9 protein-coding genes and 1 pseudogene are annotated in these 13,565 nt (G+C 45.8%); all 10 read right to left on the reverse strand.

Annotation, left to right across the window (positions count from 1 at the left end):
* Positions 1-52: 52 nt before the first annotated feature.
* Positions 53-478 carry a hypothetical protein gene (locus CX651_RS15010; RefSeq protein WP_101056699.1) on the reverse strand — a complete coding sequence of 142 codons (426 nt, stop codon included), beginning with the start codon at positions 476-478 and terminating at the stop codon, positions 53-55.
* Positions 479-588: 110 nt separating this feature from the next.
* Positions 589-1,254 (reverse strand): hypothetical protein, encoded by a 666-nt coding sequence (locus tag CX651_RS15015; RefSeq protein WP_101056700.1) that lies wholly within the window; start codon positions 1,252-1,254, stop codon positions 589-591.
* Between the two features lie 113 nt (positions 1,255-1,367).
* The gene (locus CX651_RS15020; protein ID WP_146226019.1) at positions 1,368-2,177 is read right to left on the reverse strand and encodes a hypothetical protein; all 810 of its coding nucleotides are present in this window, start codon (positions 2,175-2,177) and stop codon (positions 1,368-1,370) included.
* 406 nt (positions 2,178-2,583) lie between these two features.
* Positions 2,584-3,192 (reverse strand): hypothetical protein, encoded by a 609-nt coding sequence (locus CX651_RS15030; protein WP_101056702.1) that lies wholly within the window; start codon positions 3,190-3,192, stop codon positions 2,584-2,586.
* A 1-nt stretch (position 3,193) separates the two neighbouring features.
* Positions 3,194-8,518 (reverse strand): RHS repeat-associated core domain-containing protein, encoded by a 5,325-nt coding sequence (locus CX651_RS15035; RefSeq protein WP_101056703.1) that lies wholly within the window; start codon positions 8,516-8,518, stop codon positions 3,194-3,196.
* Positions 8,519-8,527: 9 nt separating this feature from the next.
* Positions 8,528-10,201, reverse strand: a complete 1,674-nt coding sequence (locus CX651_RS15040) for an FG-GAP-like repeat-containing protein (RefSeq protein WP_101056704.1) — start codon at positions 10,199-10,201, stop codon at positions 8,528-8,530.
* Positions 10,202-10,631: 430 nt separating this feature from the next.
* Positions 10,632-10,765, reverse strand: a pseudogene (locus tag CX651_RS20000) (IS256 family transposase); the annotation flags it as partial.
* 85 nt (positions 10,766-10,850) lie between these two features.
* Positions 10,851-11,759: a hydrogen peroxide-inducible genes transcriptional activator OxyR gene (oxyR, locus tag CX651_RS15050; protein WP_052248010.1), complete on the reverse strand. Its 909-nt coding sequence runs from the start codon at positions 11,757-11,759 to the stop codon at positions 10,851-10,853.
* Between the two features lie 255 nt (positions 11,760-12,014).
* Positions 12,015-12,380 (reverse strand): Hpt domain-containing protein, encoded by a 366-nt coding sequence (locus CX651_RS15055; RefSeq protein WP_039033706.1) that lies wholly within the window; start codon positions 12,378-12,380, stop codon positions 12,015-12,017.
* Positions 12,381-12,528: 148 nt separating this feature from the next.
* A complete protein-coding gene (locus CX651_RS15060) occupies positions 12,529-13,449 on the reverse strand; it encodes a TIGR01212 family radical SAM protein (protein ID WP_101056705.1) in 921 nt (306 codons plus the stop codon).
* Positions 13,450-13,565: the final 116 nt, after the last annotated feature.

Here is a 13,565-nt window from a genome sequence, read left to right on the forward strand (position 1 = left end):
CTACGAACTAAAGAGTGTTGCTTAGTAGCGTGTCCTGTATTAGCGGTGCGGATCAAACCAATACCCCTTCCTTCCCTTTCTCCAAACTTGGGTAACGTTTCTTCTCTAGGAATCGAAGGGGAGTCTTTCTGCCGGTTCGATACTGGTCCAACACCATATTTTGTACATCCAGAGAAATCCCTGCTTTTCGTGATGTTATAAAAATCTCTATGTTAATATCATCCAGATAGTCAATACCCGTTTTCTTTCGTGGATGATTATATATACCAGGGATCATGAACTTAACTTGCACACCATTATCAAAACTAAGTACCGGGCTGGTGATCGGAGAGTCGTAGCCGGTATCTATTGGCCCTAAGTACTCCTCCGTATCAACCCTGTTCAGGCCATAAGCGGTATGAGTATCATAGACATAATAGGCACATCCTTGTAACCAATATCCCATAAGAAAACACATAGTCAGAAATATATTTCGCATTATGGCCCTCATTCCTGATTAGTCAAATAATAACGGTGATTCTCTAGCCCAAGGAATAATATTGAACGACTATGCAAGGAAGAATAGAAAATTTTTAAATCTGTCACCATTTAGTTCGATGAAGTCCACTTAATCAGCTTTTTATGGAAATAAACAACCTTACTATTCAATGGCAAAAGAGACTCCGAGAAGTCGAGCGCGAAATCAACATCCTTGACCTTTTTAGGCAGCTTAAAATACAAATTGTAACAATTATCTGAAAAATGGCTACCCTTCAGCAAACTCTCCTTCTTATTCCCAATATCTATACTTCGCCCACCCCATCCACCAATAGAGTTATCAAAACCACAAAATAGAGTATCACTTCTATTATATTTCATAACTTTATGTGGTTTAACATACATATCGCCACCATCGACCTTCATGATTAAAGCTATCCCCTCCCCCATTAACTCCAAACCGTTTTTTAAGGGGGTTACTCCCAATGCAAGAATAATCTCATCACTATCAAATTTACTATTTGGCCAACGTTCCAGCTCAACACCCAGCATTGCTAGCCCCCTGTATTGAGTTTCGTAATTTGTCAGCGACAACGAAATGTTGACATCAGAAAATTCAACAATATCATCAAGGCTTTTATTATATGTATACACCTTTTTATCAGGAACAGAATCCCACGGCTTAATTGAAGGAACACTTGCGACTTCCAGAGTAATGGTTGTACAGCCACAAACCAACAGAGTAAGTGATAACCAAAACTGCTTCATTAGTTTCATTAGTTAATCCTTTATCATATATCTTATAAAGATATGGCTGTCCTGTTTTCAGTCGTGCGAAACATCAAAAAGATATGGCTGTCCTGTTTTCAGGCCAAGCCATAACATATATTTTACTTAACAGTAAGGCCTACTCCTATTGCTGCAATACTGCCAACCAGCTTTTCTAATGTCTCATTTTTCAAGTCGAACACATATAAATCGATACGTTCTTGCATGAAAGTATCTGACCAAGGAGCTAAGGAGACTGTCAACGTTTGAAGTGTAATAAATCTGCCATCATCACTTTTAGCCTTAAATAAAAAATTTCCAGTAAAGGCCAGTTTTTTTGTTTTTAAAACTTTCCCATCAGAGAGACGCAACCAATACAACGTACGACCATCAACAGCCAATACTTTGTTCTCACCCAAATAGATCATATCTGTATAATCTTTTAATGAAAATTTACTGAAAGATAAATCACTCCCATTGACGAGGTAAAAGTCACCATTACTGAGATAAAAACTTGCCAAATTTTCAGGATAGGTATATATATCAGGTGGACTCATAACAACACTCACCTTATCTATCCGACAAACCTCTTCCCCATCATTAATAAAAAAAATTTTTCCATGATTTTTTACTACGGAAAAATACATATATGAGTCTTGGGAAAAGAAAACAGTACCTCGGCGTTCAGGGAAATACTCAACTGAAGCATCATTAAGATTAAGTATGTATTCACCAGAGTTCAATATGCCGTTGGAAACTGAAAGTTTTTCACCATACACCCGCATAACAGGGCTATTACCAGCATTTACATGGTATTCTTTCACGGTAGAACGGCTCTTGATATCAATAATACTAATTAGACCAGTCCCATTACCTTTATTAAACTCCAAGGTCCGAGAAATTATGACCTGTGTTGGTATGGCTGAAACCATGAAGCTTACCCCCAATAATAAAAATGATAATAGACTATTCCTTAGAACCATATGTCACCTCAATTTGCCGCCTTACACTATCAGCATAAGTTTGACAGTTGTTCACCGACGGTCCTCCAAGAACATAACTGTTAATCACGTGGTAAAAGGGCGTGCTTTCAGCATCTATCAACTGACGACGGGCTGTGGTCATAACCAACCTCGACTGAGCTTTGATGGGTATTTCAAAGCCTAGTCAAAGCTGTGCGAAACATCAAAAAGATATGGCTGTCCTGTTTTCCGGTCTGTTTTCCGTTCAAAAAAGACAGCATGATGAGCAAGCGGCACTTCGACGCTTGGAATCCAATATTTCGCTCAGAATTACTATTTGGTTAAATCATGAGCAAAGTGGAATCCCGCCCTGACCTTAAGGTTGGGTGTCTACTTTCTCTATGGTTAACTTATACTTAATTTTAAATGCAGTATCTTTTGTAAACAATACTTTTCTGGCTTCATCAGGGCTGCGTTTCGCTATATCAATAAAATCTAAGCAATCTTTTGCTATTGAAGGATGGAAAGTGCCTTTAACTTCCTCAAACACCAACTCTGATTCATCTTCCCTATTTAACAACAATAAGGACAGCCCACAGACCATACGAGCGTGAGAATGCTCTCTTAACCCTTCCCGGCTGTTCAAAACATCAATAAAATCTTCAAGTGAAACAACTTTCTCAATTTGATTCAGTGCCATTCTTATACGACGCCTTAGCTCAAACTCAATAACCCCTGCAGTTAAATTCGTAATATCGAGATAATACTTTTCTGCCCCTAACCTTTCACTATACAAAAGGTTAACTTCCTGTTGGATATCAAAAGTTGGGTACATAAATTTATAAAAATATATACCTGAACCTGTTTTCTCGATAGCTATTCCCGAAAGAACAAACTCAAACCTTTTAAATACCAAGTAGTTTCCAAAACACGTAAGCTCGGGAAAATCTTTAGACACTATTTTTATTAACCTTCTAATATTCACTCTAATTCACCTTGATAACTGACAAGGCTGGATCTCTACCTCTTGGAATATTCTCAAAATATGCCCTCGATTCACCAGTACTGACCCAACCCCAGCCAGTTTTTAATTCAAAAACAATTTCAGGGCTTGCTATTGGCCCATAGATAGCGTCAGCTCTAACTGACCCAGTTGTACCATATGTAACAGGGAAACCACCCTTATATGACACTTCAGCATAAAAATTTGTCCCTAAGCTTCTAACCTTATCGGCAAACAACTTATGGATTCCTGAACCTCTTATCCAAGGAAGAGCACATCTAACTCCCGAACAGTTGATATCATATTCGTTTGCAGAATCTTGAGCAAGATTCCGCATCATCACAATAATTTTGGCATGTTCTGGAGAAGAAGCGACCCACATCAGCTGTTCACGATTTCGAGTTTCGCCATTGAACATTTGAATAAATGCTCCGGTTAAGGCCCCATTAGTGAATTTCCCCCCAGATATAGCTGAAGATGTTCCGCCAATAGTGGCAGCTGCAACTACCCTATGTATTTTATATGTATTTAAACCAGACACATCCCCTCGAGCAATAGCTGAGTTGGCGCTCCCATCGCCACCGATATCATTAATCATTGGCTTAAATGAGGCGGTAACCCCTGCTGCTATAAACCCATGTCCGAAACTACCTCCCTGCAGTTCTGAGCTAATCCCTCCAACTATCGCATTTGCTGCAATATTTTGCGGACTCCCTGCCTGTCCCCACCATGAATGGTTACCTATTTCTGATAGTATATAACCAGTTGCATATGTAATCACACCGGACTTAAATGCAGATCTTAAGCTTCCTGTATTAGCGGTGCGGATCACCTGGTTTTTTGAAAAAATATACTTGTGAGTGTGATAACGACCATCAATTTTCCCCAAAGCTTTATATAGTTTCTTGAAGAAATATCCACTGGGATCAGTAAAGCTCATCGGGTTATTCAAAACATAACTATAACGGTTATAGCTTTGTGTATCGGTTGGCGCTTGGATATGCGGATCGGCCTGCAAGAAACGTCCTATGGTGGGGTCATAGATACGCCCATTCATATGGATAAGATTCAGGTTATCTATACCTTCATGCCCGGTATAACCTTTGGATGCCGCGGGCGCGATATAATCATTCAATAGTGAATGGCTATAGGCGGCGGTTTGTTTACCCCAAGGGTCATAGGTAAACTGCTGCACCACATTACCGGACTTATTGGTAATCGTCGTGGTTGAGCCTTGATGATCTTTGTGCAGGTAAAACTCGTCAACAGTGTTATTACTACGCTTGGTTATCACCAAATTGCCGACATACAATTTTTGCTCGGTGAGTGCCGGTTTGTTGCCGCCGCTACGGGTGACTTTCTCATACCCCCCGACATATAAGGTGGTGAGATAGCTTGTCACTCCCGCTTCAACTTTAACGTCGTAACGCTCGAAGCGTTGCCGGTTGGCATCATACTTAAAGCGGGTCGATTCCCCACCTTGAGTAATGTTGGTGACCAAATCGTAAGAGCTGTAAGTGAAACGGCGACTACCATCCTGGGTGATATTGCCATTCTTATCATAAACCATCACATAGCTGGCTTGACGGGCACGACTACACTGAGCGCCATTTTGCGTCCACCCCGTTGGACAGCTGTAGGTTATGGAGGCAGTGAGTGTTCGATTACAAGCGCTCCCTGAAACAGACCAGCCAGCGGGACAAGAATAAACAGGCGTCTTTGTTGCCGCTTGTGATAGCGTCCGCGTGCAGTTAGTGCCGCTTAATGTCCAGCCCGCATCACAGTTATAGACCTGTTTAGGTGTGGATTGATACGTTTCTGTACACTCCCACAGACGGCGCCCTCCTCCCATTGGTTCACCACCACCGCATACAACCCCTGCTCCTGAAGGTTTAGTTGCTGAAACTATGGTGAAATCTCGAGAGCACTTACCCGTTGATGCATTTAAGTAGCCACCTTTAGGACAAGTTTGTTCGGTTTTAACCTGTGCAACTTTGGTTTCCGTTTTAGAACAAGTTGTACCGGAAAGAGTGTAACCACTGGGACAGCTATAGCTGTAGCTTAGCGATGCTGATTGAGTTTCACTCTTTTGGCAGGTTGTGCCTGCCGCATTGAGCGCATAACCTGTTGGGCAGGATTTACTTACAGGTGTTGTTTCAAGCGCACCACAGCCTCCTTTACCACAAATATCTAATAAACGGTAAGGGTTGGTGCTATCGTAGCGGTAATCACCAACACCGGTTTTAAAGGTGATATTGCCCAAATCGTCATATTGCATCTCATGGGTGGCTTTAAAGTCTGATGGCAGACTCGTACCACCGGAGTGGATACTGACGGTACGCTCATACAGGCGATACAAATCATCATAGTGATAGTTTTCGCTGAATGTGGCCGGAGCCGAAGACAGGCTGTGCTGACGGTACTCCAGGTTACCTACAGTATCAAAGCGATAGTCAAGTTGATGGGCTGTTACTCCCGCAGTGGTCAAATTGATACCGCTAACCCAACCAGTGGTTGCATCAAAAACGGTTGATTCCTGGGCACCATTACCATAACGCACCTGCTCCACCTGCCCACGGGCATTCATTTCGGTGATAGTTTGATATGCCTTACCTGTTTGTTGGTCGGTACGCTTGAAAAGGTATCCCTGAGCATTGTAGTGGTTGACGACCGTCAGCAAGTTATTGGGGTATGTCTGAGTCGCCGCTCTGCCATGGCTGTCATAGGTAAAGCGATGCTCATAGCTACTACCTGCTATGCTTGTCTTGCTGCTGGCCAACCGGCCGGCACTGTCATACCCGCTCTGCTTGCTGTGTACCCAGCCGGTTTGAGAGCAATTGGACACAACGGCGTCGAAACGGGTTTCCGCAATAAGTAAACCGGCGGTTTTGCTGCTTTTGTTACCATAGGTCCAGCAAGAGGTGCCATCTGGCTCAGTTTGCCTGACTTTACGCCCTAGAATGTCATAGTAGATAAAGCTGGATTGGGATTTGCCATTGGTCTGTGACAGCATTTCGCCAAAGGCGTTATAAGTGTAGCGCCACTGTCCCTTATCAATGTCCTTGGTGCTGATTTTGCGGCCGTAGGCATCATAGCTTGCCTCGGTGCGCAGCAGCTCTTGTCCCGATGCTGAGGTGATAAAACTTTTCACCAGCTTGCCACCGGCATCATAGACAAACTCCAGTTCGTTGCCGATATCATCAACAACTTTAAATTGCTCACCCATGGCATTGGAGACAGCGCGCTTTTGCTTGCCATTGGGGTCTATCGTCAGCGTCTCAAATCCCAGATATTGAATACTGGAAACACCACCGTTGGGATTGGTTTGGTTGATGACCCGACCAAAGTGGTCGTACTCTATTTCGGTGTAATAGGCACTGATACCGGCAAAAGCGGGTTCATATTGTCTGACAGGCCTTCCCTGCGCATCGTAGCTGGTTGCAGTAACAATCCATTGCCCATCAAAACCCTGCTTCTGCTTACCGACTTCACGGCCATATTTATCTGTGATGACTTTGGATTGAGGCGCACCGGCCTTGGTCTTGGTGGTAACCAAATGGCCATGACCGAGAGGTGAACACCCGGCATCACAGCTGGCATACTGATAGCTTGTTGGAACACCATCCGGAGTGACTTCCCGCACCAGCCTTCCCCACTTGTCATGGTTCTTGGTCAGTTTGCGACCATTGGCATCAGTCACGGTAATTTGAGTGATTTTACCCGTTACCTGGTCTGCAGACTGACCATTGTAGGTATAGGTGCTGCTGTCGCCTGCCGCGTTGGTCACTGTCTTGAGCAGACGCCCTCTGGCATCGAATAAATAGCTCATCTGTCTCGACTGCTGGGTGTTGCCGGCGGCATCTACGCCTCCGGAGACCCGCTCGGTCAGGGTGTTGCCGTAAATGTCATAGGTTTTGCCGGTAGTCAATTTGTAGCGATTGTCATTTGGCGATACCGTTGAGTTCATCAGCAAACCGTTATCGTAATAGCTGAATGCGCTCTCGGTCACTATCGCCTGAACCTGCTCTCGCTGATTAAAGCGTGATTTAGTCACCCTGGTATGACTCAGTCGCCCCTTAGCTTCGCCGCCACCATGACCGTCATACTGGTTAACCGTCTCGACCCTTGAAACCAATTGATTGGCTTCAAGGTCAGTCACATCCGCTTTAATGGCAATGGCATTTCCCCAGTCGTCGAACTGAGTCTGGGTGTTTGTCTGCGTTAACTCCCTTACCACCCCATCGCTGCCATTTTGCGAGGTGCGCTCCACTACGTTTTCTTCAACCCGGCTATAAATGCCGTCATTGCCTCGCTGAAAGCTGTATTCATTGATTGCCGAGTACAATGTTTTTCCCTGATAGGTTTGTTTGGTTGCCAGGGGCAAACCTATTTGCGGGAACAACTGATGATAGATAGTCTCGGTCACCACCTGAGTCTGATTGTCTATGGTGCGTAATAACTCAAACCCGGCCGGGCCACGCCCCAAACGGTTTATCAGCAAGCCGCCATACTCATAGTTAACGGAAACCTGGCTGCCATCCCCGGTTTCAGTGGCAACTTGCTTAACAACTTTTTGCGGCGGAATAAGGGAGAAGTTACGACTGTTGTCCAGATAACTGGAAACCTGAGTCTTATAGACACTGTATTCGCCAGCAGACTTTTCCGTCAACGACGCGTAAGTCACCCTGGTCTTGACTCCAAATCCGTCGGTAATCCCCTTGATGGTATTGTGATATGCATGGCTCTTATGGGTTAACCTTTGCCATTGACCGTTACTGAAATAGACAATATCCAGTTTTCCACGACCATCGATATCCGCAAAATTCAATGGTTGATCGGACAGGTAATTGATTGCGCCATAAGTGGTCCATGAAGTTAACTCGGGGTTGGAGTGATACACCAACGCCTGAGACGAGGTATGCTGAACCACCATTTCGGCTCTGCCATCACCCGCGATATCGATAAAATAGGTTTTGTACTTCTGAGTATCGGAAGTAGTAATGCCCGTATCCATTCGAGGCAAGAAACCATTGCCATCTGACAGTTGAATAAACCATTTATTATTATGGACATAGGCAATGTCCGACAAGCCATCACCATTGAAATCGGCACTGCGTAGGGTATTGGCGATATTGATATTATTGTGTGGCCCCCGGTAAATTTTCTGCCGTCTTTGATAACTGGAGCCAGTCGAGACATAAAGATTCCAATACTCGTAATCACTGACAGACCAAGTACCTCTGATATCCAGACGACACTCATTCTCGGTCACTCCCGAAATCACTTTGCCGCTACCGGAAATACACACGGCCTCCCGCTATCTAACCTCCAACATAAAGTCGGTGAGTCCATCACCGTTGATATCCATAAAGGAGCTGCCAAAACCTCGACTGGAATGCCACTGGTGAACACTGGTGTTGTGCCCAACTTCAGTACTGGGAAAGCTATAAAGACTTTGCGCCGCAGCAAAACTTCCATTTCCCAGATTGCGATACCACTTGATGGCGCCACCATCGATGAAGATGATGTCTTCCAATGCATCACCATTGACATCGGCAACCAGCGCTTTGCCTTCAAGCCCAATAGCCTTACGCCCCAAATCCTTGAGCGTGTAATTCACTACACGCTCAACATCCTCACATAGCTGAGTACCACGGCCATTTGGCTCACACACAGTGTGCTGATAAGTAGAAGGTTTAAAAGACAGAATTTGCCAATTGGCGGTTTCACTGTTGGCCACCAACAAGTCACGCTGGCCATCACCATCATAATCTATGGTTTGGGCATAAGCCGCCTTAGCGGCTCCGGTCGAGGCCATCGCCTGTTCAATACCCGACTGAATACCACGCTTGTACCAACGCCCGCCCCGTACATAAACGATATCTGATAAGCCGTCGCCGTCCATATCAAAAAACTTGGCAGTGTCGTTGTTACCGGACGGAATACTCAACGCCCGTCTGCCGGAAAAGGGCTGATAAGCAGGGCCGGCAGATGCACCCGGCGGTCTGTCCCACTCAAAGGTTATCGGTGTACTGCAGTCGGTTTGAGTTTGACCAATACAGGCTTTAACCTGCTCAAGGTAATCATGTTTATCACTGGAAGTCGCCTTGTGATACGTCAGGTAATAGGTTTTGTCGACTTCGTCATCCAGCCTCACCTCAATCTTTTGCAATTGCTGCTTTATCGCAACAGAGGTGCCATAGGAATAACCATACTTTGGGTAACTAAGGGGGGTATAGATAAATCTGACCTGATTATAGGGAACCTCACCATCGCTGTGCCCGGCGTAATCGATGCTTTTCAGGTATTGCTCACCGGCGATGTTTTCATAGTGATAACTAATGTAATTACCTACAGAGTCCTCAATGGCCTTCAGACTCCAATGATAAATCACATCACTGTTGTTTTGAGATACGGACCGATAACCATCTCCGGATGATGAGGTGCCATTCACATCCAGAAACCGCTTCCCGGAAACCTCACCCACATCGCCATAGAAATAGGTGTCTCCCGATTTGGTTTCAACCTTGAAGGCCGCTGGGCCGCCGCCAGGCGCCTGGCCAATCACAGTAACCACGGAGGCATCATCCAGCTCCTTATGGTACTCGGCGCCATTTAGACTATGGGTTCCGGCGGTTAAAACCAGACGAGCGCCGTCAAGGCAGTAACTGTCCTTGTTGGTAAGCTCTACACCTTGCAAATAACCATCCTGTTCAATGGTTTTTGGACAGCGGCTGATGGCGGAAAGCCCTTGAAGCCCCCACCCCAATCCCATAATGGCTTCGCCGCTACCTGATGAATAACTCAGCTCTACGGCGGGCTTTAGTTTACCTCTGGCTGCGGGAGTATCTATGGGGATGGTATATGTTGCCGCACCTTGCTCACTGACCCGAAAAGCGCCACTTAAAGGGGCAGTGGATGATGCGTGCACTGTTGATATTGTTAGAACTGCGAAAGAAACCAGCAAAATAAAACGGGGGAGCCAACGCATAATGACAAACACTCCATGTTTAAAGTCATTCCACTTGTACAATCATTATCAATGATCATCCAACACAACAACAGGCAAAAAGTCAACACCCAAAACAAACCGCCCTCAAAAAACCAACAAACACACCAAACAAAAACCAAATAAAACACCTATCCATCACCCACAACTAAAACCATCAATTTAAAAACAATGTGCAATAAGGAGTTATAAAAGGAAGTTAGGTGAATAGTTGAATGGAGTCTTACTCTTACAATAATAAGTATGTCCATCAGGTAAGATGACTTAGGGAATCGTCCCTAGTTTGTTTTCACAACGCTATATTGATGGTAAAGATGAAGCTCATCGTCAAGTAACATGCTTTACGGATTATATTCGAAAGAGGGTTTTCAAAATTCTGGAGGGTGTTCAAAATTCTGTGTCACGTTAAAAATCACAGCGCAATGTAGGTTTCCTGTCGCTCTTCAAAATGGATGAACAACTGAGGCAACGTCAAGCTCCAGTTTTGAATCGGTGTAACTACCGCTCTTGAGCTTTCAATATACCTGCGTAGAGCAGTTTGAGTAAACGACTCTACGCAGAGCCCCATCCTGCAAGGCTTTTCTAAGATATCATAGATGTATTTTCTTACTGTTACGACTTGAATCCAAGCCTAAACCTGCTGCTGAAGCAGCTGCTGGATCTCCAGCCCCAAAGTTCTGAAAGTCAGGATCCGGCTGGTAGTCTGACGCCATACCAGACCTATCTCACGATATGGAGCCTCCCCTGGAGGGCTCATCACCGCCAGATCTGTGTCTTTCAATATCCCGGCATCTATTGCCATCTGCGGCAGGAAAGTCGTACCCAATTTACTGTTCACCATCTGTACCAGAGTGTGCAAACTGGTGGCCGCAAAAGGGTTGACCTTGGCGCTGTCACCCAGTTGGCAGGCACTGATGGCATGACCGGTAATGCAGTGCTCACTCTGCAACAGAAAAATACTCTCATCCGGCAGCGCCTGATAGTCCACCGGCTCATGAATATCGGCAGATAAGTCCTTGTGCACCACCATCTTGAAGGGATCTATACCCACTTTCATGCTGTGATAGCCGGAAGTATCAGCAGGCAGAGCCAACAACAACAGATCCAACTCGCCCTTACCCAAAGCTGTCAACAAACGCTCTGTGGTGTCCTCTTTGAGCAGCAAACTCAGATCCGGATAGGTCTTCTGGCACTGCTTAACTACACGGCTCAGCAGGAACGGGGCAATGGTGGGAATACAGCCAAGTCGGATCTCTCCAGTCATAGGCGCACCCTGGTTTTTCACCAATTCCACCAAGTCATCGACATCGGTCAGAATTTTCAACGAACGCTGTACTACTTCTTCACCGATAGCGGTAAACATAAAAGACTTATGATCCCGTTCAATCAGCTGATAACCCAACTGTTCTTCCAGATTTTGGATCCCGCTGGACAGCGTCGATTGGCTAACATGGCACACCTTGGCTGCCCGGTTGAAGTTCTGTTCCTGATGCAGGTTCACCAGATAATAGAGATTTTTCAAACTGGGTAAGTGTTTCATTTTGTCGATTACCAATTGAGTAATGCATTAGAAAGTTCTATCTAATCTAACACAAAAAGTCTGTCGAGCAGCAGTATCACATCAGGAGTGTGACCGAGGCGATAAATCATCCCCCAAGATATCTATCACTGAAGCGGAAATAGCAGAGAACCCAAGCCTTGACGGCTAAGGTTCAGGTAATAGAAAAGGGGTAGTAACGGGAGTTTCTGAGTACCTTGACTGCGCCGGAGCTTCTCTCCGGCACCCAAGGCTAATTTATGCTTTGGCTTCGAGGAAAGACTTGAGTTGCTGCAGATCTGCACCGGCATGTTCAACAATAACCGCCAGCCACTCTTTATGCCCGGCTTCCCAAGCGGCTTCTTCACCGTGTTGCAGCTGCTGTGCGGTTTGCTGGATCCGCTTTAATCCCACAGAACCGGCAGCACCTTTAAACTTGTGAGCCTCGGCGCACAGGGTATCTTTATCTCCGGCCGCTTCGGCCTTTTGCAAATTCGCCACGTACTCAGGCAACAACTGTTCAAATAACACCACACTCTTGAGTAAGGTGCCGGCACCAATAGCACTACAGTACTGCTCCAGGGTATTGAGATCTAAGATAGTATCCAGTTCAGTTGTGGCCATGAAGGCGCTCCTCGAATGTGTCAGATTTACCACATCATACCCGCTAAAATTACCGGTGCAACTTATAGGCGCTAAACAAGACAAAACTTTCCCGGATTTAACATTGGCGATACAAAACCCGGGCACAATTGATACAAAGATTTATAGGCTATTGATTTAAATTGATTAAACCAGAACCTTGCCCGCCCTTGGCCGCCAACTCATTTACCAGTGCTACCAAGCCTATCCAGCGCTGAGCGCACCAATCCGGCGCCAGCAACACGGGACGGCTGGCATAGGCTGTCACCCGATGAAACACTATCTCTTTTGGCGTGTGACGGATCAGTTGCGCCGCACTGGTAACATACTCCTCCAGTGTCGGTGGCTGCAACCTGCCTGCTTCCCAGGCCTTGGCCATGGTACTGCCTGCTACTATATGAAGGGGGTGTAATTTAAGGCCATCGACACCGGCGTTTAACACAGCTTCCAGCGTTTGTTGATGTTCAATCAGCCCTTCTCCCGGCAGTCCGAGGATCAGATGAGTACATACCTTGAGTCCGCGACTGCGGGCGCGGCATACAGCATCCTGGTAAGCGGCAAAGTCATGACCACGGTTAATTCTTTTCAGCGTGGCGTCGTGAGCTGTCTGTAAACCCAGTTCCAACCAAACTTCACTACCGTTTTGTTGATATTGCGCCAACAGATCCAGCACCCTGTCCGGTACGCAATCCGGGCGGGTACCGACACACAAACCCACCACTTGTTCGCTCTGCAGTGCCTCATCGTATTTGCGCTTCAACTCGGCATACTCTTCATAAGTACTGGTATAGGCCTGGAAGTAAGCCAAAAACCGCGAAGCCTTTGCCCTCATCTTCTGTTTGCCGGCCTCAAGCTGAGCCGCAATCGACAAGTCGGTACCGTGTTCATGGCTAAAGGAAGCAACATTACAGAAAGTGCAACCACCGCGCCCCAGGGTTCCGTCGCGATTGGGACAGGTAAAACGCGCATCCAGAGTCAGCTTTTGTAACCGTTGACCAAATTGTTGGCGGCAGTATTGACCAAAGGTAGTGACAAAATCGTCCAGTCCCATTTGCTTCTCTCAAAAAAGTCGCCAGTCTAACGACTCCAATTTGGGACTACTCTGCTCCAGGTCAATTTATGTCACAAATGGCTGCTACTTTTGCCGGTGATCTATGATCAAACCGC

The organism is Shewanella chilikensis, assembly GCF_002836945.1.
Lineage (GTDB): Bacteria > Pseudomonadota > Gammaproteobacteria > Enterobacterales > Shewanellaceae > Shewanella > Shewanella chilikensis.

What these genes read in the sequence shown, in the direction of transcription:
- oxyR (WP_052248010.1), bottom strand. Translation starts at nt 11,759, where the DNA reads ATGAAACACTTACCCAGTTTGAAAAATCTCTATTATCTGGTGAACCTG.
- CX651_RS15010 (WP_101056699.1), bottom strand. Translation starts at nt 478, where the DNA reads ATGCGAAATATATTTCTGACTATGTGTTTTCTTATGGGATATTGGTTA.
- CX651_RS15015 (WP_101056700.1), bottom strand. Translation starts at nt 1,254, where the DNA reads ATGAAACTAATGAAGCAGTTTTGGTTATCACTTACTCTGTTGGTTTGT.
- CX651_RS15060 (WP_101056705.1), bottom strand. Translation starts at nt 13,449, where the DNA reads ATGGGACTGGACGATTTTGTCACTACCTTTGGTCAATACTGCCGCCAA.
- CX651_RS15040 (WP_101056704.1), bottom strand. Translation starts at nt 10,201, where the DNA reads ATGCGTTGGCTCCCCCGTTTTATTTTGCTGGTTTCTTTCGCAGTTCTA.
- CX651_RS15020 (WP_146226019.1), bottom strand. Translation starts at nt 2,177, where the DNA reads ATGGTTTCAGCCATACCAACACAGGTCATAATTTCTCGGACCTTGGAG.
- CX651_RS15055 (WP_039033706.1), bottom strand. Translation starts at nt 12,380, where the DNA reads ATGGCCACAACTGAACTGGATACTATCTTAGATCTCAATACCCTGGAG.